Annotated in this window: 17 protein-coding genes; 10 read left to right on the top strand and 7 right to left on the bottom strand. The window is 52.8% G+C overall.

Translation table 11 applies throughout. The features are described from left to right. The first annotated feature begins 160 nt into the window (after window positions 1-160). Window positions 161-1,198, top strand: a complete 1,038-nt coding sequence (locus CKL79_RS12910; protein ID WP_121969988.1) for a fatty acid desaturase — start codon at window positions 161-163, stop codon at window positions 1,196-1,198. A 3-nt stretch (window positions 1,199-1,201) separates the two neighbouring features. Here CKL79_RS12910 and CKL79_RS12905 read toward each other — a convergent pair whose 3' ends face one another. The 7 genes from CKL79_RS12905 to CKL79_RS12870 form a co-directional block, all read right to left on the bottom strand. After that, on the bottom strand, window positions 1,202-2,929 hold the full coding sequence (locus tag CKL79_RS12905; protein ID WP_121969987.1) for a DEAD/DEAH box helicase: 1,728 nt from the start codon (window positions 2,927-2,929) through the stop codon (window positions 1,202-1,204). A gap of 548 nt (window positions 2,930-3,477) precedes the next feature. Further along, window positions 3,478-4,092 carry an HAD-IB family hydrolase gene (locus CKL79_RS12895; protein ID WP_121969985.1) on the bottom strand — a complete coding sequence of 205 codons (615 nt, stop codon included), beginning with the start codon at window positions 4,090-4,092 and terminating at the stop codon, window positions 3,478-3,480. Beyond that, a complete protein-coding gene (locus tag CKL79_RS12890) occupies window positions 4,092-5,507 on the bottom strand; it encodes a glycosyltransferase family 87 protein (protein ID WP_121969984.1) in 1,416 nt (471 codons plus the stop codon). The genes CKL79_RS12895 and CKL79_RS12890 overlap by 1 nt, the downstream gene beginning before the upstream one ends. A 69-nt stretch (window positions 5,508-5,576) precedes the next feature. After that, entirely contained in the window at window positions 5,577-6,839 is a 1,263-nt protein-coding gene (locus CKL79_RS12885; RefSeq protein WP_141242205.1) for a hypothetical protein, read from the bottom strand. A gap of 117 nt (window positions 6,840-6,956) precedes the next feature. Continuing rightward, complete coding sequence (locus CKL79_RS12880) at window positions 6,957-7,292, bottom strand: SMR family transporter (protein WP_121969982.1); 336 nt, start codon at window positions 7,290-7,292, stop codon at window positions 6,957-6,959. Window positions 7,293-7,344: 52 nt separating this feature from the next. After that, on the bottom strand, window positions 7,345-8,247 hold the full coding sequence (locus CKL79_RS12875; protein ID WP_240518844.1) for a decaprenyl-phosphate phosphoribosyltransferase: 903 nt from the start codon (window positions 8,245-8,247) through the stop codon (window positions 7,345-7,347). A gap of 317 nt (window positions 8,248-8,564) precedes the next feature. Further along, on the bottom strand, window positions 8,565-10,220 hold the full coding sequence (locus CKL79_RS12870) for an NAD(P)H-hydrate dehydratase (protein ID WP_121969980.1): 1,656 nt from the start codon (window positions 10,218-10,220) through the stop codon (window positions 8,565-8,567). Window positions 10,221-10,591: 371 nt separating this feature from the next. Here CKL79_RS12870 and CKL79_RS12865 point away from each other — a divergent pair, with 371 nt between their 5' ends. The 9 genes from CKL79_RS12865 to CKL79_RS12825 all read left to right on the top strand — a co-directional run bounded on the left by CKL79_RS12865 (window position 10,592) and on the right by CKL79_RS12825 (window position 19,747). After that, entirely contained in the window at window positions 10,592-11,176 is a 585-nt protein-coding gene (locus tag CKL79_RS12865; RefSeq protein ID WP_121969979.1) for a glycosyltransferase family 4 protein, read from the top strand. A 20-nt stretch (window positions 11,177-11,196) separates the two neighbouring features. Beyond that, entirely contained in the window at window positions 11,197-11,874 is a 678-nt protein-coding gene (locus CKL79_RS12860; RefSeq protein ID WP_121969978.1) for a glycosyltransferase family 4 protein, read from the top strand. A 95-nt stretch (window positions 11,875-11,969) separates the two neighbouring features. Beyond that, window positions 11,970-13,682: a glycerol-3-phosphate dehydrogenase/oxidase gene (locus CKL79_RS12855; RefSeq protein ID WP_121969977.1), complete on the top strand. Its 1,713-nt coding sequence runs from the start codon at window positions 11,970-11,972 to the stop codon at window positions 13,680-13,682. Window positions 13,683-13,741: 59 nt separating this feature from the next. After that, on the top strand, window positions 13,742-14,287 hold the full coding sequence (locus CKL79_RS12850) for a metal-dependent hydrolase (RefSeq protein WP_121969976.1): 546 nt from the start codon (window positions 13,742-13,744) through the stop codon (window positions 14,285-14,287). A 65-nt stretch (window positions 14,288-14,352) separates the two neighbouring features. Further along, the gene (locus tag CKL79_RS12845) at window positions 14,353-15,150 is read left to right on the top strand and encodes a hypothetical protein (RefSeq protein ID WP_121969975.1); all 798 of its coding nucleotides are present in this window, start codon (window positions 14,353-14,355) and stop codon (window positions 15,148-15,150) included. A gap of 34 nt (window positions 15,151-15,184) precedes the next feature. Next, window positions 15,185-15,964: a methyltransferase domain-containing protein gene (locus tag CKL79_RS12840; RefSeq protein ID WP_121969974.1), complete on the top strand. Its 780-nt coding sequence runs from the start codon at window positions 15,185-15,187 to the stop codon at window positions 15,962-15,964. After that, window positions 15,957-17,039, top strand: coding sequence for an NAD-dependent epimerase/dehydratase family protein (locus tag CKL79_RS12835; RefSeq protein WP_121969973.1), 1,083 nt, complete (start codon window positions 15,957-15,959; stop codon window positions 17,037-17,039). Before CKL79_RS12840 ends, CKL79_RS12835 begins: the two co-directional genes overlap by 8 nt. A 65-nt stretch (window positions 17,040-17,104) precedes the next feature. Then, window positions 17,105-17,917 carry an acyltransferase gene (locus CKL79_RS12830; RefSeq protein ID WP_121969972.1) on the top strand — a complete coding sequence of 271 codons (813 nt, stop codon included), beginning with the start codon at window positions 17,105-17,107 and terminating at the stop codon, window positions 17,915-17,917. Window positions 17,918-18,025: 108 nt separating this feature from the next. Continuing rightward, window positions 18,026-19,747, top strand: coding sequence for a glycerol-3-phosphate dehydrogenase/oxidase (locus CKL79_RS12825; RefSeq protein ID WP_121969971.1), 1,722 nt, complete (start codon window positions 18,026-18,028; stop codon window positions 19,745-19,747). The last annotated feature ends 60 nt before the right edge of the window (window positions 19,748-19,807 follow it).

The following is a 19,807-nucleotide window of genomic DNA, read 5'->3' as shown; positions in this document are numbered from 1 at the left end:
GGAAATCTAATCTCAAAAAACCGCAATATCAGTCAGCTTGACCAACGGTTGCCTACCCTCAAAATGTTATAAGTGTTAAGACTTTTAAAGCGTTTTCGTTCAATGTGCATTTTCTATAAACGGAGACGCTTTTGCTTGATTTCTAACGGAGTATTGACTTTTGACTGCTACGACAGAAAGGTTTATTGCTGCTGACCCACTGCCTCAAGAGGTACTGCAGCTAAAAGAAATTATCAGAAGCCTACCTAAGGCTTGTTTTGAGAAAAATTCGGCAAAAGCATGGCAGGCCGTGCTGGTAAGCGTCTCAGCAGTCATCGCTGGCTACTGTGCTATCTGCCTTTTACCCTCATTTTTACTGCCCTTCTCCTGGTTTTTTACCGGGACAGCGCTGACTGGCTTCTTTGTCATCGGCCACGATGCGGGCCATCGCTCCTTTGCTAAGCGGCGTTGGGTAAACGATCTGGTCGGACATATTGCTTTTCTACCGCTGATTTATCCCTTTCATCCCTGGCGATTGCTGCACGACCATCACCATCTGCACACCAACAAAATTGAAGAAGACAACGCCTGGGACCCCTGGTACGCCGAAGATTTTGAGCGGGCGCATCCGGCCATGCAAACCATCTACAAAATTGCGCGGGGCTACTTCTGGTGGCTAGGCTCAATCGGCCACTGGGCGGCGCTGCACTTTGACCTGCGGAATTTCAAGCGACGCGATCGCGCCAAAGCCCTCTTCTCAATGGTTGTCGTTATCGTCTTTGCGATCATCTTCTTCCCCACATTAATTGCCACCACTGGCTTCTGGGGCGTGATCAAGTTCTGGCTGATGCCCTGGATGGTCTATCACTTCTGGATGAGCACCTTCACCATCGTGCATCACACCATTCCTGAGATTTCCTTTCAGCCGGCTGCTCAGTGGAGTGCCGGAGACGCGCAGCTAGCCGGTACCGTTCACTGCACGTATCCCCGCTGGATCGAGATTCTCTGCCACGATATCAACGTCCACGTACCGCACCACGTCTCAACGGGCATCCCCTCTTACAACTTACGCTCGGCCCACGCCAACCTCAAAGAAAACTGGGGCGAGCATGTAGTCGAGCGCAAATTTAGCTGGGCGCTGATGAAGTCCATCGCGACTGAGTGCCATCTGTATCATCCGGAGAAGGCGTACCAGTCTTTTCGGGAAGCGGGATTCTAGAGCCTAAACATTCGGCTTATCCTTCCGTCGCTTCTTCTTCAAAGTCGGGCCACTTGCGCCGGTTCGCCGCCGTCGCTTGTTGGCCCGGCCTTCTTGCCAGTTATCGTCATCGCGGGTTTTGCCCAGGCTAGAGATGTTCATCGGGTGGCCGAGTACCGACACTCGCTTGAGCAGGTCAAAGGTTTCTTTGGGAATGCCGACTGGCAGGTCTACGGTGCTGTGGTCGTCGTTGATGGTGATGCGACCAATGTGACGGTTGGCCAGGCCGGTTTCGTTAGCGATCGCCCCCACAATGTGCCCGGGCTTCACCTGGTGATTTCGGCCTACCTCTACCCGAAAGCGCTCCATCCCAATGCCATCAATTTTGACATCGTCACGGCCTCGATCCTCTCGATTCTGACGCTGAGGCGTCTGCTCTTTGATTAGCAGCGGCTCATCGCCCTGTAGCAAATTAGCGAGTGCGCCCGCGATTTCTAGCGCTGGCACGTTGTGCTCTTGTTCATACTGCTCCAAGACGCGCACAAAAAAGTCAGAGTCTTCTTCTGCTAGCTTGTCGCTGATCTGCTGCTTAAAGCGGGCAATTCGCTGGTCGTTCACCTCCTCAGTCGAAGGCATCTCCATCCGATCAATTTTTTGCTTGGTAGAGCGCTCAATAGCGCTTAGCAGCCGCTTCTCCCGAGGGGTAACAAATAAAATTGCCTCGCCCTTGCGTCCGGCCCGGCCCGTTCGTCCAATCCGGTGGACGTAGGCTTCGGGGTCGTAGGGCATGTCGTAGTTAATGACGTGGCTAATGCGGTCTACGTCCAGACCCCTGGCTGCTACGTCAGTTGCGACCAGAATATCTAGCTTGCCTTTTTTCAGACGGTCTACGGTGCGCTCGCGCTGGTTTTGAGGCACATCACCACTGAGCGGTGCGGCATTGTATCCCCGGGCCTCTAGCTTTTCAGAAAGCTCTACGGTAGCGACTTTGGTGCGGACAAAGACGATCATGCCGTCAAAGGCTTCGACTTCTAAGATGCGCGTGAGAGCGTCGAGCTTGTGGTAGCCGCTCACCGTCCAAAAGCGCTGACGGATTGTATCGGCAGTTTTAGACTTGGTTTGAATCGAAATTTCGACAGGATCGCTGAGATGCTGCTGGGCAATTTTGCGAATCGCCTGCGGCATAGTTGCTGAAAAGAGGGCAACCTGCCGGTCTTTGGGAGTTTGGCCGATTACCCACTCCACATCGTCAATAAAGCCCATGCGCAGCATTTCGTCGGCTTCATCTAGCACCAAAAACTTGAGATGTGTTAGGTCGAGGGTACCGCGCTTGATGTGGTCAATCACCCGGCCTGGCGTGCCAACCACGACATGAGCGGCCCGGCGGAGCTGCTTGAGCTGAATCTGGTAGCTTTGACCGCCGTAGATTGGCAGTACATGAAACCCGTCTAGATGCTTGCCGTAGCCCTGAAAGGCTTCAGCGACCTGTAGCGCTAGCTCACGGGTGGGGGCTAGTACCAGTGCCTGAGGTCGATTGTTGTGAGTGTCGATGTGTGAGAGCACCGGTAGAGCAAAGGCCGCTGTCTTTCCAGTACCGGTCTGAGCTTGGCCAATGATATCTCGCCCCTCGATTAGCGGCGGAATGGTCTGGGCTTGAATAGGCGTAGGGGTTTCGTAGCCTACGTCATCCAGCGCTCTGAGAACGGGATCAGTGAGCGCGAGATCTTTGAAAGATGGCACAGTAGCAGACATATTAAAATTACCTGAGAGCTAAGCAGCGGAATACAGCGGCCAACCGTGACCAGATTCCGACTATGAAAAAAGCAGTGGAGCGAAAAAAGCAGTGGAGCGGGTAGCCGATGAGGACTGTGGTACGGCTACCGGATTGATAGCCTTAGAAAAGGCGCGTTGTGTAGACTAGAACGCGGTGACCTAAGGCACAGAAAGTTAGAAGGCGTAAAAGGTTAGAAAAAGTTGATGTCAAAGCAAAAAATCTGGATGCATAGGTAGGGAGGTGGATCGGCAGTTGCGGACGGGTAAGCTTGAAAAAGCGCTCGATTTGCAAAAGTACAGTAGCAGCCATCAGTTGATCGCGCTTGTAGTTTATCGCTTTGATAGGTTAACGAACTGATATCAAAAGCACTCTTGCAGTAGCATTCATTCAGAAAATTGTCAGCAGTGAACACGGGCGGTTACAGGCAATAATCTCAAAAGCTTGACCCGGCTCAAACTACAAGCATACCGCGCGACCACTAATTTGCGGATTTGATTTGAGTCCTGATAGTCCCTAACTCAGCGGTTTAGTCCTGAAACTTGCGGTAGTAAGGATACTTAGCGGCGGCTAGCAGCTCATGGTCGCCCCGACTATCTCCGTAGGCATAGAGCACAGGCTGCGACTGACCCACAAAAGACTGTAAGCGGCTGACTTTTTCAGGGCCGTAGCAGTTTTTGCCTAAAATGCGCCCGGTCAAACGGTCACGGTGGCTCTCCAGTCGAGTGCCGATGACCTGATCGATGTCCATTCGTGTCGCCCAGGGCCGCAGGTAAATTTCCAAAGAGGCGCTGACTACAATGGTGCGATGCCCCTGTTGCTGATGCCATCTCAGGCGCGCGATCGCCTCTGGCCGCAGGAGCTTAGGTAAGACATCGTCTGCGAAGCGCTGGCTAAAGGCAGCTAGCTGAGACGCTGACTTGCCCGCTAGAAAATAGGTGAGCATTGATTCTTTGGCTCGCCAGTTGGGAATGAGCTTGAGGCTGTATCCCGCGAGTATCGGACTCAAGCGGACGACTCCCCAAAAAAACCGCCAGCGGCCTACGAGTGCCCATAAGAAAGGAAAAAATGAATCGCATCGCGTCAGGGTGCCGTCAAAGTCAAAGACGGCTATGGTAAGCGATCGCTCAGGCTTTGATGGCATCACGACCGTTCGGTTATGGGGACTTGATCCGGCTGGTCAGGCGGTTGAGAAGTGACGCGATCGCGCAGCCGATAAAGGATCAGCAATACGATTAGCGCCCCAAAAAATAGATAAGACTGCGCAATATTCAGCAGCGGCAGAGCCGCAAACTTTTTGGTAATGTAGAAATAGTTGCTAGCTAAGATGTAGCTCAGCCCTAGCAGGGGTAGCGTCAGCACACCCCAGATCCGATACTGGCAAAGCTGAGGCAGCAGCAGCGCATAGATTGGTAGCAAAATGCCGTAGTGATGCTCCCAAGCCACCGGAGATGCCATTGTCGCCGTCAGCGATACCAAGACAAAATCGACCGTATGGCCGCGCGATCGCCGATTTCTAGCCGGTCGCAGCGCACCGATTAGCAGTAGTACTGAGCTGGCCAACGTCCCGATATAAACCCAGGGGCTAAAGGGCGCAAAGGCATCGGCTGTCCAGGTTAAGTTGCTACCATTAAATAGCAAACGATTCAATAAACCGTTGACCGACTGATTCGGAAAATAAGCCTCTCCCCGTTTTGAGATAAAAGAGAGCACCTGTAAATAGTCCAGATTATTAGCAACGCCAAACATGATGCAGGCGACCAGCCAGCCCGCAGCCGTCACCGCAAAAAAGGCGATCGCAAATCGCCAGCGTCGGCGCAGCAGCCCCCACAGCAAAATCACCGCATACTGAGGCTTGACCAGACAGACTAGCCCCCCTAACACACCGGCAATCTGTTGCTTCTCGCGCATCCAGCACCACAGCATAACGGCGAACAGCAGATTGATCCATGCCTGAATCTGACCCAAGCTATAGGCACGAATTGCCGGGTAAAAGCTCAACCCGAGCAATACTAAAAGAACAGTTCTGAGAATTTGTTCAGAATTTTGAGGGCGTATTGCGTTTGTTTGCTGACAAGCGGTATTGAAGATGTTGACTGAAACAACGAGTAGACCGACAAAAGAGATCCAGGAGGCGATCGCCAGTACAGCATATAGAGCCTGAGGATAGTGAGAAGTGAACGGCGCTAACACAGCTTGCAGCGCATAGAACAGCAGTAAAGAGGTCAGCGGATACTGAAACTTGGTGTGCTGATCGAAAAATATTTCGGCATACAGCGGCTCTTTAGGCGCGGCTTTGAGCTGCTCAAACGCTTGCCACATCGGCTCCCACGAGTCCAGATCTTGCTGCACTGTGAGAAATTTCAGCAGATGGTACTGCGGCATCTCTCTGGGTCTGACCGCTAGGTCAAAAATGTAGCGATCGCTCAGCGATACAAGAACGGAGGGTAAAACAACTATCGTATTGACAGCCAATAAAATCAGCAGCCCCTTAGTCAGAGGCGTTAGCTGCTGCCAGTAGTCAATTACACTCTTTGGGGTCAGCGACAAACGAACCATGCGATTCCCAAACGTCTCCACATATCAGTCTTGCTCAAACTTGAAGCCTTCAAGGCAAATCGAGCTGCATCAGGCCTTGGGTTCTGTCTCTATGTCAACCGGATAAGCGCCGTGATAAAACGCTCTTGCCTCAGCGAACTGAGTCAGATTGTTGATCCCCCCTGTGATCAAAAGTGCGATCAGGAGGGTAATAAACAAACGTCGCCGGAGATAGTGTTTCGTATCTAGTCCGCCCAACGCGACCAGACCTAGCCAAAAAGGTAGAAAATGTAGCGAATAGAGAAAGGTTTCTCGCCCGGTATAGACCAAATGCAGCCCTAGCTGCCCGAGCAGTGAGATGCCTATCATTAGCCGTAATTGCCTATGGGCTTTCAGCGTGAATAGCTGCCACAGACCCAGCGTGACTAGACCTAACCAGAGACCTACGGCGATCGCCCCCCACCCATGCCCCGCTCCCGGCGCAGAGAACTGAACCGTCATCATCGGCAAACCCGTGCGCGGATGCTGAATCACCTGGATAGCAGGCATCACTATAGTATGGCAAACAAAAGCCCGAATCACATTCCAAGGGCCGCCCGCCTCAGCAGACAGGAAATACCTCAGCTCTTTAGTGGGAATAGACAGCGGCAACGCGCTTCCAAACAGCCGCTGCTGCGCGCCCACCAGCACCCCAAAGATCAGCAAAGCAACGCCATTTACCCAAATCATCTGCTTCCAGGTATAGGCTAAGGCCACAGCCACCAGACCAAAAATCCAGTTGGTCACCGTAATGCTCAGCGTCGCCAGGCTAATTACCACCCCCCAGCCCCCAGCCAACCGCCGCGTTTCTGCCAGCGCGACCAGCGCCAAGGCCCAAATCAGGCCAATCGAACCCAGTCCAAAAGACTCTAAAACCGTCAGCCAGAAAAGTCCTGCCGCGCTGAGCAATCCCAATAAGCTGAGCAAAACTGCTTCTAGCAGGCGGCAGCCCATCAGCCGGAGACAGCCAAAAAGACTTACTAGCCAAACCGCAGCGATACCAGCTATCACTATCCGCACAGCCACCAAAGACGGCACATGGATTGCTTGCAGTAGATAGATAGGCAGGCAAAACGCCAGTGAGAGTAGCGGATGCTTGTAAGTCCGCTTGTGCAAAGTGGAATCTTGATGATTAGCGATAGTCTTATAATAAGCCGCGACATCAGAATCAAACCAGGTGTCACCGTAAGGGCCAATGGCGAACAGCTCTGGGCCAATCAGCTCGGCGCAGTAATAGGCGATAACGCTGGCGATGATGGCAAGTATGAGACCGATAAAGAGGTTCAGGCGAGCGCCCCACGCCAGATTAGTCAAACGTTTTAAGCTCACTATACTTAAAAAGTCAGGCATCATAAAGTTGACCCTTTGCGCTCCCAATACAGCAAATCCTACTCCCGCAGCGTCAATGCTCAGTTAGCCTAACGGTAAAATCTACAGCGTGCGGCCGTAAGCCACTGCAAACAGACCGCTAATCATCAGACCTATCCCCGCCCAGTTGATAGAAGAGACTTTTTCTCCCAGCACGACCGCTCCCATAATAGTTGTTGACACCACCGTCAGGCCAATCACCACTGGATAAGCCACCGACAAGTTGAGCTTGCCCAAAATTGAGATATAGACAAGCGTACTCAGACCATATGCAGCTACACCACCCAACAGATATACGTTTAGCAAACTATCGCCGGCACCCGACTTAAACAACACTTGAGCAAGCGTATTTAATCCAACCGTTACTAAAATCAGCCCTATAAAGATCGGATGTGACATCTTTTCATATCTATTAGTCCAGTGAGCATCATTCGAGAGAGCGGCGCTCGAATTATTGAATTAAGCCCTGATGCTCAAGCCACAGAATAGAAAACGCGACTAGGCCCCAAATAAAGACAGTCAGTAGCAAAGGCTTGTCTGTCAAGAGCACACCTTCTGGGCGCTCGGTTCTCTCCTTAGCCATTTCTTGCTGATCGCCGGGCTGACCGTGCGGATCACTCAGCAGCTGATAGCGAAACACGCCGTATAAAACGAATGGGAACGTCAGCATCATCCAGGGCGTTGTTGCCCCTTCTAAGCCCAGTCCCGCGCTCCACAGGGCATAACTCATCAGCGTTCCCGTCGTTGCGACATTCTCTAAACGCAGCAGCAAAGACGGAGAATAGCGTTTGAGCACTGATCGCGTGCTACCCCCCCGCCGCAATTCAGCCTTACGCTTTTCAATCGCGAGAAACAGCGCCAGCATGGCAGTACAGACTAAAAACCACACCGACAAATCAACCCTTGTCGCCACTGCACCCGCACAGGCTCGAATCACAAAGCCACTGGCAATTACAATGATATCCAGTAGTACGACTCGCTTTAACTTGAGATTGTAAGCTAGCTGCAAAAGGGCATAGCAAATTAGTGTCAGCCCCAAAGAGAAAGAGTGATACAGCCCTAAGCCAATAGACCCACCGAGCAAAGACAACGACATTCCCGCCGCTGCCGAAATTGGCACTTTGCCAGCGGCAATGGGTCGCTCGCACTTGACCGGATGACGCCGATCAGACTCAATATCAGCAATATCGTTGAGTAGATAAAAGCTGCTTGAGATACAACAAAACAAACAGAATGCAAATAAACTGTTAAGAACAGTTGCTATGTTAAAACTAAAATTGAACAGCGGCGCAGCAAAAATAATTAGGTTCTTCGTCCAGTGATGAGGACGAAGCGCACTGATGTATGGATACATATTTGCAGCTCGAAATTCCCTGAGGTGCAGGTTTCTACGCTTCGTACTAAAATTCATATTTATCGCTCGCTGGGTAAATGTACCACCGTGCAACTAAAGTATCACTAAGGGCTCTAGGGGTTTTTACTAGCCACATCATCTTCACGCAAGCTTCATGCCAAATTAGATCTGGCGCAGGCAGTAAAATCTTCATCTACGGTTCACTCTAGTTCAGCTATGCGATCGCTCTATACCAGACCCAACTAGGCAGGTCAGCCATGCAGTCTATTGAAAAAACATTGGGATGAACATGCTTTGTCCCCTGCTTACCTATTGCTTCACCTCACGCCGGAGCTGATAGCCGCTTGTAAAGCCGGATCTAACGCCTGGGTCAGGTGCAGCGGATCGACTCCAAGTAAGGTACGCTGCCCGCTAGCGTAGATCGCCGCCTGAGAATGCCACCAAACAGCGCTGAGGACGGCTTGCGTGATAGCTGTCGGATCTGGACTAGCCGCTGCTGCTGCTGCTGCCATCAGACCGCCAATGAGCCCGGTGAGCACATCGCCACTGCCGCCTCGGGCCAGCGCTGACGTGCTGTCAGGGTTAAACCATAGGCGAGCCGATGGGCAGGGAGCGGCGATCGCACTTCTTGGCCCTTTCAGTAAAACAATAGCGCTACTAGCAGCGGCAGCTTGCAGGGCACTTTCACCAGGATCCTGATCTTGGGTCTGTCGGTAGATGTCGGGAAAGAGCCGCTTAAACTCGCCGATGTGGGGCGTGAGCACGGTAGGGGCAGATCGCGACTGAAGCTGCTGGATCGGGTCGCCTTTGGCCAGCAAATTGAGTCCATCGGCATCGAGCAGCAGGGGACAGCCGGTAGTAAAGATGGACTGAAGCAAACTGGGTACAGCGGTGGTCAGCCCCGGCCCAAAGGCGATCGCGTCATACTTCTCCAGGTCTAACGAGTCAGGAAGATGAGCGATCGCCCCGGATGGCGTTTCTGGGCAACCTATCAGCAGAGCGCCCGGTAGCTGTGGCAGTAGGGCCAGCCGAATCGACTCGGGCACAGCTAGGGTGAGCATACCAACGCCGCTGGCGATCGCTCCTAGCCCCGTTAGCAAAGCAGCACCGGCATATTGACGAGAGCCAGCAATCAGCAGCAGATGACCGGCCTTGTACTTGTGCGCTGTCAGTGAGCGGTTGAGCGGTAGGTGAGCGATCGCGCCAGGCCGGGTAATTCGCTGCACCGCCGGCACCTCGCCCAGCACTGCCGTCACGTCAGCCAGGGGAATATCAAAATCTATCAGCTCACAATCACCCAAATAGGCAAGCGCGTTTTCCTGCATAAAAGCCCGCTTCCACAGGCCCAAACAGGCCGTATAGTCAGCCTTGAGCGCCGCTCCCATCACCTGACCGGTATCGGTATGGATGCCAGAGGGCAAATCAATGCTAAAAACAGGCGTCTGCTGCTGATTGATCAGCCCAATATCGGTCGCTAGCTGGCCGGTAATCGGGCGCGTCAGACCAAAGCCAAACCAGCCGTCTACAATTGCTGCGCAGTCTGCCAAATCCTGCGGCGAATCGACGAAGGGAATGTTCAGGCTTTTGGCGTATCGGCTATGCTGCTGTGTCAGCGGCTTACACCGAGGAAATGGCTGATAGATCCGTATATCGTAGCCAGCATGGTACAGCTCGCGAGCCACAACCAGCGCATCGCCCCCATTATGGCCAGGGCCAGCGAGGATACCAATTGGGCCAGCAGCGAGGTTCCACAGCGTTTTATAGCGGGCGACAAACCAGCGGGCAATTTGTCCAGAGACCTTCTCCATCAGCGCCTCTACTGGCATACCAGCCTCAAATATCCGCTGCTCTATCTGCTGCATCTGTCCAGCTGTGACCACGCAAGCCTGAGTAGCCTCCCGATAGTGGTTTCTAGCCGCGCCCAAAGGAGTAGTGTCGACAGACGATAGATGATCAGGCCGAACCCGGTTCATAGCTTAAAAAGGAGGAGGGACTGCTTGTCAGTCTAGACAATTCTATGCAGTCAGCCTATGCAGTCAGCTGTCCCGCAGCCTGCCGTTAGACAAATAATACTTGCTAGCTAGCGCAGCGGATGGAGTCAGGCTCAGTATTTATGACTAGTTTAAACAACGAGTAGCAAGAATAAACATTGCATAAACCCAGCGGATTTTCTGATTTTTGCCAGCCACCATCGTTTATATGTGTACTTAAGCGCGGCTAACCAAGTGGATCTGACTAGACGTGCTCGGTCTATTAAGGTGCGTCCGTGATCTGACACCTGACTCAGCTCTGTGAATCGACTTAGCTGTGATCTTGGCAACAAAAAATTATCAGTTAACGCGATATGAACATTCTAATGTTGGCTCCCCATCCTTTCTATCAAGCCAGAGGCACACCGATCGCAGCAGACCTGGTTCTGAAGGTGCTCTCTGAGCGGGGCGAAACCATAGACGTGATTGCGTTTCCAGAAGGCAGCGATGTTCACTATCCCAACGTGACGCTTTACCGCACGCCTGCTTTCAAGTTCATTCAGAATATCCGCCCGGGCTTTTCCTGGAAAAAAGTAGTCTGCGATCTGTTTTTACTGTTTCAGGCTATCAGGCTCGCCAAAAGCAATCGCTACGATCTCATTCATGCTGGCGAAGAAGCTGTTTTCATCGCGCTGATTATCAAAAAGCTGTTTGGCATTCCCTATATCTACGACATGGATTCTTCATTAGTCCAACAGATCTTTGATAAATATCCTCGGCTGGAATTCTTGAAGGCGATCTTGCAACCCTGTGAAGGCTTTGCTGTTCATAATGCCAAAGCGGTCATCGCGGTCTGCCAGTCGCTCGCGCTCGAAGTGCAGCAGCATAAACCGAATAAAGTTGTCGTTATTCCCGACATTTCGCTCCTCAACTACCACGCCGATTCTACTACTGCGTAAAGCCATTACTGCGTAAAGCTATGAAAACCACCCTGCAGCGTCCTGAAACAACCTCTAAAGAGCGCCTCAAAGAACGATTTTATATCGAAGGCTCATTGCTCATGTATGTGGGTAATTTAGAGCGATATCAGGGGATCGACTTGCTGCTCGCGAGCTTTGCTAAAGTTTTACAGGATGCCCCGACTGCCCACTTAGTCGTTGTGGGCGGCAATGCGCCTGATATCGCTCGATATCAGGCGCAGGCTACTCAGTACGAGATCGATGCCAATGTTCACTTCATTGGCCCTCGGCCTATTCAGCTGCTCAATCAGTATTTAGCGCAGGCCGATATCGTGGTCTCCCCCCGCATTCAGGGTAACAATACGCCGATGAAGCTTTACTCCTATCTAGATAGCGGCAAGGCGTTGCTAGCGACTAATCTGACTACCCATACTCAGGTTCTCAATGAGCAGATAGCCTGGCTAGCTGAGCCTGAGGCTGAGGCTTTCGCTGCCGGTATGCTGCATCTGATTGCTCACCCTGAACTGCGGCAAAAATTGGGCACAGCGGCCCAAGCCTACATTTCTAAAGACCATAACTACGAAGCCTTTTCACAAAAACTCTCGTCACTATACGACTGGCTCCACAGCGAACTATCGCTAAGCTCAACTTTGTCGTCTTTAGCTGAGTCGCCGCTGATAAGGGCAGAACAGGCGTAACGCCTGCCCTGCCGTTACGCCAAAACAGGCTTACAAAATCAGCCGCTGCAAGCGACACTTGACCCGCCAGATTTTTACCGGAGATCACCACCAGCATGCAGAGAAACTTGCCCGCCCTGTCTGATCAGTCATTCGACCTACTGGTCATTGGCGGCGGGATTCACGGTGCCTGTGTAGCCTGGGAAGCCACTCTAAGGGGGCTGTCGGTAGCGCTAGTAGAACAGTCTGACTTTGCCTCTGGTACGTCGGCCAATAGCCTCAAGGTGATTCACGGCGGACTGCGCTATCTGCAAACGGCTGATTTACGGCGGATGCGCCAGTCGATCAGAGAGCGCCAAACGCTGATGCGGATTGCGCCTCATTTGGTCCATCCGTTGCCGGTGCTGGTGCCGACTTATGGCCACAGCCTTAAAGGCAAAGAGGCCATGACGGCTGCCCTCAAGATCAACGACTGGATTAGCTGCGATCGCAACCTCTACCTCACCGATCCGCAAAAGCACATTCCCGCTGGCCAAATGCTCTCGAAGCAAGAGTGTCTAGCACAGCTGCCCGACTTACCCCCCGAAGGACTGACGGGCGCTGCCTGTTTTTACGACGCCCAGGTCTACAATTCAGAGCAGCTAGTGCTGGCTTTCCTGCAGTCAGCGGCTCAGCGCGGTGCTCAGGTGGCGAACCATACCCGTGTGGTCAATCTGCTCAAAGAAGGCGATCGCGTCGTCGCCGCCACCGCTCAAGACCAGCTAACAGGCGATCGCTTTACCATTCAGGCGAAAACCATTGTCAATGCCAGCGGCCCCTGGATTAACCAGCTCATTTCCAGCGCCATTGAGAAGGTAGCTGGCCCACAGCCGCTCGCTAAGGCGATGAACCTGGTCACCCGTCCCCTATTTGGCCCGCAGCAAAAGTGCGCCGTCGGGATCACAGGCCGAGCGCCAGGCAGCCGTCTGTTTTTTATTGCTCCCTGGCGATCGCGCTCCTTAGTGGGCACCTGGTATGGCCCCGACTCAGGTCACAGTAAGCCACCGAGCGCCACCAGTGCCGAAATTGAGAGCTTTTTAGCCGACATCAACCAGGCATACCCCAGCTTTAACCTCACCCCTGACGATGTGCAGTGGGTGCATACGGGACTCTTGCCCAGCTATGGCATTTCCTCAAAGACGGGTGAGGTTCAGCTCACCAAGCAGTTTCAGCTTAAAGACCACCGCCGCGAAGGGCTTAGCGGCCTGCTCTCTGTCGCTGGCGTGAAGTATACGACTGCGCGCGACCTGGCTTGCCGGGCGGTTGATTGGGTGTTTCGCGATCGCAGCCAGATTTCGCCCCTATCTCTCTCTCATCAAGAGCCCCTTTACGGCGGGCAAATCTCACAGTTTCAGCGGTTTACAGAGGCTGCGGTCAAAACTTACGGTCAGAAAATTCCAGCTCAAACCCTACAGCAGCTAGTCCACAATTATGGGGCCAACTACCCTAAAGTCTTACAGCAGGTCTCTGCTTTAGAGCATGACGCCTCGTCCCTTAGCGATCAGAGGGTTCTAGCAGCAGAGGTTAAATACAATTTGCGAAATACGATGCCTCAGACCCTCAGCGACGTGGTTTTCCGCCGGACAGAGCTGGGCGCGGTCGGTCATCCTGGCGACGAGGTGCTGCAGCTGTGTGGGCACATTATGGGTGAGGCCCTAGGCTGGAGCCCCCAAAAGCGGCAGGCCGAAGTTCAGCAGGTGCAGCAACACCTCGAACAGCAGCGATCCGGGCGGCCCTCTGAGCAGCAGTCGTCTGGGCAGGTGTCTGTCCGTCCGCCCTGTCCGGTATAGTCCTCGCTTAACGTCGTTGGCTTAGTGTAATCAGGAGCTGTCATCAGGAGTTTGTCACCATGCCTTCGCCCATTGCCCATTCGGTTTCAGGCTACGTCCTGACTCGTCTGCCGATTGTCAAGAATATCATCCCCAGTCGGCTCTGGCCGATAACGCCTGCCGCTGCCCTCTACAGTCTGTTTGTTGCCAACTCACCCGATCTGGACTTTCTAGGACAGCTGTTAACCGGTTTACAGCTTCATCGCGGCCCTTCTCACAGCCTGCTGGCGGCGCTGATTGTCAGCGGCCTACTTGCCTGGCTCGTCCATCGCTATCGCCCTCAGTCTAGCTACGGTAATCTCTTCAGCTTTACTTTCGGGCTCTACGGCTCCCATCTTCTGTTGGACTTGTTCACGGCTGGCGGTCGCGGCATTCCTCTCTTATGGCCGCTGAGTTCCCAATATTTTCAATCGCCATTCGCCCTGTTTCCGGGCGTGCATTACTCGCGTGGCCTGTGGGATAACAGCCACCTGATCTTCATCGGTGCCGAACTCCTCTATTCGCTGATACTGCTCAGCGGCTTACAAATTTGGAAGGCACGCGCTGATCATCAGGTCTCTCGCTAGCGATCGCCCTGCCAAATTCACAGCCTACAGTTTTCACTACTCTTTTAAGCGCCGCCCGTCAGGTTATGACCCTATCAACCGATCTACCTTCTTTACTCGTGGATGCCCATGTTCATCTGCATCCCTGTTTTGATCTGACACAGTTTTTACAATCCGCCCTAGCTAATTTTCAGCATCAAAGCGACAAATTAGGGCTAAACCAGCCTTTAACGGCGGCTCTACTACTAGCAGAGGTCAGCGGAGTCAACGCCTTCGCCGATCTGGTAAGCCGATACAAACAAGGCAACCCGCCAACAGACTGGGAAATCTGCCCAACCGCAGAAGCTGCCACTCTCTGGTTCAAGCATTCTTCGGGTCATACTCTCTTGATAGCTGCCGGACGACAGGCCGTTACGCAAGAAGGAATTGAAGTCTTAGCGCTGCTCACTGCCGCTGCGATTGAAGATCGCCTCAGTCTAGAAGATACGCTAGCAGCTGTTACCGCTGCCGGTGGGTTACCGGTGCTGCCCTGGGGCGTTGGTAAATGGCTGGGCAAACGCGGTCAGCTCGTCGCTGCGCAGCTACAGGCCGCTGATGGCCCTCTTTTTGCTGGAGATAATGGCGGTCGCCCTAGCTTTTGGCCCCTGCCTGACTACTGTCAGCAGCGCTTACAGCTACCTGGCACCGATCCTTTACCTCTGGCCTATGAAGTGAAGCGAGCCGGTAGCTTCGGCTTTGTCACCCAAGGTCACCTCGATACGGATCGGCCCGGTGAGAGCCTGAAGCAAATTTTGCTGGGGCCACAGCCAGTCGTCCAAGCGTATGGCCAGCCGCAGTCACCCTGGCACTTCCTGAAAAATCAGTCTCTGCTCAGACTGAGCTGATCTCGTCCATCCGCGTCCTTCTGTTAGCACCGCCATGATGTCTACCAAACAATTTCCAGAAACTGCCGATATTGAAACTTCCTCAGAAGCCTACGCCTCAAGGTTTGCCGGACCAACCGGAGCCTGGCTGCTGCGCGTACAGTCAGAGGCGACTTTGGCCATGCTTGCGCCCTATCCTAAAGCTAGCGTACTAGAAGTCGGCGGCGGCCACGGTCAGCTCACTTCCCAGCTAATCGCCGCAGGGCACACGGTCACGGTGCTCGGCAGTGATGAAAGCTGCCAGACCAGAATTCGCTCACTGGTAGAGGCAGGGCAGTGTCAGTTTGAAGTCGGCAACGTATTGGCGTTGCCCTATGCCGACAACTCGTTTGATGTGGTGATTAGCTATCGCTTTTTAGCGCATGTAGAGCAGTGGCAGCAGTTTTTGAGTGAGCTAGCTCGCGTCGCCAAGCGAGCCGTACTAGTAGACTATCCAACGCTGCGCAGCGTTAACTACATTACGCCGCTGCTGTTCTCATTCAAAAAAGGTGTCGAGGGCAATACCCGGCCCTATACCTGCTACGACGAAACCGAACTGCTGGACTACGCTCAGAGCTTAGACCTAAGTGTGGGCAATTCTCGCCAGGAGCGGCGGCATCAGCGCTATGCTCAGTTTTTCTGGCCCATGGTTTTGCACCGCATGTTGGGCAAACCTCAAATATCTTCATTCTTAGAGGGCGGAGCGCGGCAGTTGGGGCTCTCCAAGCAGTTCGGCTCTCCCGTCATTCTTAAGCTCACCAAACAGGTTAAACAGGAGGCAGCTACTCATGGTTGATTCATCGACTGCTGGTTCACCGACTGCTGATTCACCGACTGCTGATTCAGCTAGCCTCAGTGAGGCCCTACAACTGCCATCAGGAAGTCGCGTTTTGGTAACTGGCGCAACCGGTTTTACAGGTGCTGTTCTAGTTCGCAAGCTGGTTAAACAGGGGCTTGAAGTAGTAGCGATCGCCCGCCCCACCTCCAATATCAAACAGTTCGAAGGTCTCCCAATAAAGTGGATCAAAGGCGATGTCTTCGACGCTGATCTCATTGAGCAGGCAGTGGCTGGCGTCAACTATATCTTCCATATGGTGACGCCGTTCCGAGAGGCCAAATCTCCTGACCAGGGCTATTACAATGTCCATGTCTTAAGCACGCAGTTGCTCGCTAAAGCCGCCCTCCAGCAGCCTGACTTCAAGCGCTTGGTACATGTCTCTACCATCGGCGTTCATGGTCATATCGCCCACCCTCCGGCTGATGAAACCTACCCCATGTCGCCAGGAGATATTTACCAGGACACCAAGCTTGAAGGCGAAAAGTGGATTAAGTCTTTTGGAGAAGAAACCGGACTGCCGGTTGCGATCGTGCGTCCTGCTGGCATCTACGGCCCCGGCGAGAAACGATTGCTGAAAATTTATAAAATGGTTGCCAAAGGCTGGGTACCCGCTATCGGCAACGGCAGCAATCTACTGCACTTCATTCACGTTGACGACTTAACTGACTGCTTTTTGCTGACCGCAACGCATCCTCAGGCGATCGGAGAGACGTTTATCTGCGGCAGTGAGCGCGCGATCACTCTTAGAGAGATGGTTTCACTGATTGGTGAATACTACGGAAAATCTATCAAATTCATTCAGCTGCCAGCAGCTCCCCTGTTTGCCCTGGCAGACTTTTGCGAGCTAGTTTTTCGCCCTCTTGGCATCGAACCGCCGATCTATCGTAGAAGGCTGGCTTTCTACACTAAAGACCGCTCCTTCAACACTTCAAAAGCCAGAGATCTTCTAGGCTTCAAACCGCGTCATTCTGACCAGGAAGGGCTTAAAGAAATGGCCCAGTGGTATCTAGACCAGCAGTGGATCTCCCTCTAGAGCATCCTACTTGTTGCTACCGCTACTGACCGGGCATATATACATCATTAAAAGGCTAATTAAATATGGAATCAGGTAACTTTAAAGTCAGAGAGTTTAGTCAGGGCAAGATCCCACGCTGGCAGCAGTATGCCGCCCTGACCATCGGTAAAGTCGATGCAGGCAGTCTGCTTAAGTTTGAACTCATCACCCTCCTATGTAGCAACCTACCTGGTGCCCTGGGCCTTTATCTCAGAAGCAAACTCTATCCGTCTCTCTTGGCAGACGTGGGTAAAAACGTAGTATTTGGCCGGGGCGTCACCCTCAGACACCCACACAAAATTAGCATTGGCAGCAATGTGATCATCGATGATAACTGCGTGCTCGATGCCAAAGGCGAGACCAATTCTGGTATCAGCATTGGAGACGGCGTGTTTATTGGCCGTAATACCATCCTTTACTGCAAAAATGGCGATATAGAAATACAGTCTCGGGTAAATATTGGCGCGAATTGTGAAGTGTATTCAAAGCGGCGGCTAGTTATCGGCCAGGGTACCCTCATTGCCGCTTATAACTATATTATGAGTGGCGGCAGATACGATTATCGTTCAGCGGTTCCCTTAGCCGATCAGAGTAGCTATTCAGACGGGCCAACGCTAGTCGGAGAAAACTGCTGGATAGGCGCTAAGGGGGTAGTTTTAGACGGTGTTTCGATTGGCGACAACACGATTGTCGGAGCCGGGGCGATTGTCACTAAGGATATTCCTGCTAATGCGATCGCCATGGGAATACCTGCCAAAGTAGTCGGGCAAAAAGAGGCTACTGCTACACCTGTATCAACACCTGTATCAACACCTGTATCAACTGAGCCACTAACTACCACAGCTCCTAATGGATAGGCATGACGGCCGTCTTCACTATCGCTCTTCCCGAGCAGACACAACTGTCAAGGAAATTCCAAGCTCAGAGAACCAAACAGCTTAACAACTATACTTTTGAGGTGAAGCATGAAGCGAAACATCCAAGCGCTAATGAACCAAGACTACGACCTCTTGGTCATTGGAGGCGGTATTAACGGGGCAGCCTGCGTTTGGGATGCAACCTTGCGCGGCTTAAAAGTCGCCCTGCTAGAGCGAAACGACTTTGGCGGAGCCACTTCGTCAAACAGCTCTAAGATTGCCCACAGCGGGCTGCGCTACCTGCAGCATGCAGACTTTAAGCGTATGCGTGAGTCCATCCGCGAGCGCAATCTCCTCCTAGAGAGAGCCCCTCACTTGGTCGATTCTCAGCCCTATCTGCTGCCGATCTACGGGCACGGGATCAAAGGCCGAGAAACCATGGCCATCTATATCAAAACCTTTGATCTATTTAGCCCAGACAGACGCTGGTTCAAAGACCCGGCCCGCCGAATTCCCAACTCTTACATGATCTCAAAAGAAGAGGTCTTGAAAATCGCGCCTGAAATTGACACTCAAAACTTAACGGGAGGCGCTGTCTGGTCTGAAGGTCAAATGCATAACACCGAGCGGCTGCTGCTCTCCTATATTCGCTCCGCTGTGGAGCAGGGTGCCAGCGTCGCCAACTACACCGAAGTTACTGATTTCCTCCAGTCTGGCAATAGCATCACTGGGGTTGAGGCTAAAGACCGCCTGACGGGTGAGACCTTCACTATCAAAGCGAAGGCCGTCGTCAACGCCTCTGGCCCGCAAATCGTCAAGACGCTGAATCTTTCAGGCAAGCCGTCTATAGGTCGTCAGGTTCATGCCTCTAAAGCCTTCACGCTACTCACTCGCCCGCTCACCACTGAGCATGCCCTAACGTTCCCCATCAAACCGATGTACGAGGACAAGCAGGCGATTGTCGATAAAAAGTCTAGTCTCACCTTTGCCATTCCCTGGCGCGGCTATTCCATGATTGGGTCACTGCACCTGGCCTGCGACGACGATCCGGCAAAAGTGACTATCACCGAAGAAGAAATCCAAACCTATATTGATCTTATCAATGATGGCTATCCGGCGGCCAGGCTTACCCGGGAAGACGTTCGGCATATTCTCTGGGGGATCGTGCCAGCCGATGAATCAGGTTCAGCCGCACCTAAGAAGCACTACCAGATCTTAGATCATGCTAAAGAAGATCAGCTTGAGGGCCTTGTCAGCGTGGTTGGCGTAAAGTATACAACAGCCCGTGATGTTGCCCAAAAGGCTATCGACATTGTCTGCAAAAAGCTGAAAAAATTGTCGGCCTGCACGACTCACAAGGTTCCTCTTTGGGGTGGTGATATTGAATTCTTGGACAAGTTCAAGCAGCAGGCTATCCAGTCAGAGTCCAAGCGCCTCAGCGAAGCGGTTACTCTGCACTTGGTGAACACATACGGCTCAAAGTATCCGCTGGTTCTCTCCTACTTAGACGAGAATCCGGAGTGGGCAGACGTGATCCCAGACAGCACTGTTTTGAAGGTTGAAGTCATCCACGCCATGCGCGATGAGCTAGCTGAAAAGCTGACTGATGTTGTCTTTAGAAGAACCGATCTGGCCAGCCTGGAATATCCTGGTGAAAAAGCGCTGCGGGTATGCGCCGAGCTAATGGCTCAGGAACTGGGCTGGAGCGAGTCTCGCATACAGAGCGAGATGGAAGAAGTGGAGAAGGCTTATATCGTAATCCCTAACGATAAAAAGCCTTCTCCACTCCTGTATAGGCAGGAAAATTACGTGGTGCAGGCCGATGTCTGATGCCGTAGCCCTCATGCCGGAGACCCTCAGCGCTGGGGCATTGTTTATGTTTCAGCGCTG

Source organism: Leptolyngbya sp. BC1307, from assembly GCF_002286735.1.
Lineage (GTDB): Bacteria > Cyanobacteriota > Cyanobacteriia > Phormidesmidales > Phormidesmidaceae > Phormidesmis.
This window is presented reverse-complemented; position numbering and strand designations above follow the sequence as displayed.

Excerpts from the sequence above, each read along its gene's own strand:
- CKL79_RS12830 (WP_121969972.1), top strand. The coding sequence starts at position 17,105 with ATGGAATCAGGTAACTTTAAAGTCAGAGAGTTTAGTCAGGGCAAGATC.
- CKL79_RS12870 (WP_121969980.1), bottom strand. The coding sequence starts at position 10,220 with ATGAACCGGGTTCGGCCTGATCATCTATCGTCTGTCGACACTACTCCT.
- CKL79_RS12835 (WP_121969973.1), top strand. The coding sequence starts at position 15,957 with ATGGTTGATTCATCGACTGCTGGTTCACCGACTGCTGATTCACCGACT.
- CKL79_RS12850 (WP_121969976.1), top strand. The coding sequence starts at position 13,742 with ATGCCTTCGCCCATTGCCCATTCGGTTTCAGGCTACGTCCTGACTCGT.
- CKL79_RS12880 (WP_121969982.1), bottom strand. The coding sequence starts at position 7,292 with ATGTCACATCCGATCTTTATAGGGCTGATTTTAGTAACGGTTGGATTA.
- CKL79_RS12855 (WP_121969977.1), top strand. The coding sequence starts at position 11,970 with ATGCAGAGAAACTTGCCCGCCCTGTCTGATCAGTCATTCGACCTACTG.
- CKL79_RS12875 (WP_240518844.1), bottom strand. The coding sequence starts at position 8,247 with ATGTATCCATACATCAGTGCGCTTCGTCCTCATCACTGGACGAAGAAC.
- CKL79_RS12890 (WP_121969984.1), bottom strand. The coding sequence starts at position 5,507 with ATGGTTCGTTTGTCGCTGACCCCAAAGAGTGTAATTGACTACTGGCAG.
- CKL79_RS12905 (WP_121969987.1), bottom strand. The coding sequence starts at position 2,929 with ATGTCTGCTACTGTGCCATCTTTCAAAGATCTCGCGCTCACTGATCCC.
- CKL79_RS12825 (WP_121969971.1), top strand. The coding sequence starts at position 18,026 with ATGAAGCGAAACATCCAAGCGCTAATGAACCAAGACTACGACCTCTTG.
- CKL79_RS12860 (WP_121969978.1), top strand. The coding sequence starts at position 11,197 with ATGAAAACCACCCTGCAGCGTCCTGAAACAACCTCTAAAGAGCGCCTC.
- CKL79_RS12840 (WP_121969974.1), top strand. The coding sequence starts at position 15,185 with ATGATGTCTACCAAACAATTTCCAGAAACTGCCGATATTGAAACTTCC.
- CKL79_RS12895 (WP_121969985.1), bottom strand. The coding sequence starts at position 4,092 with ATGCCATCAAAGCCTGAGCGATCGCTTACCATAGCCGTCTTTGACTTT.
- CKL79_RS12845 (WP_121969975.1), top strand. The coding sequence starts at position 14,353 with ATGACCCTATCAACCGATCTACCTTCTTTACTCGTGGATGCCCATGTT.
- CKL79_RS12865 (WP_121969979.1), top strand. The coding sequence starts at position 10,592 with ATGAACATTCTAATGTTGGCTCCCCATCCTTTCTATCAAGCCAGAGGC.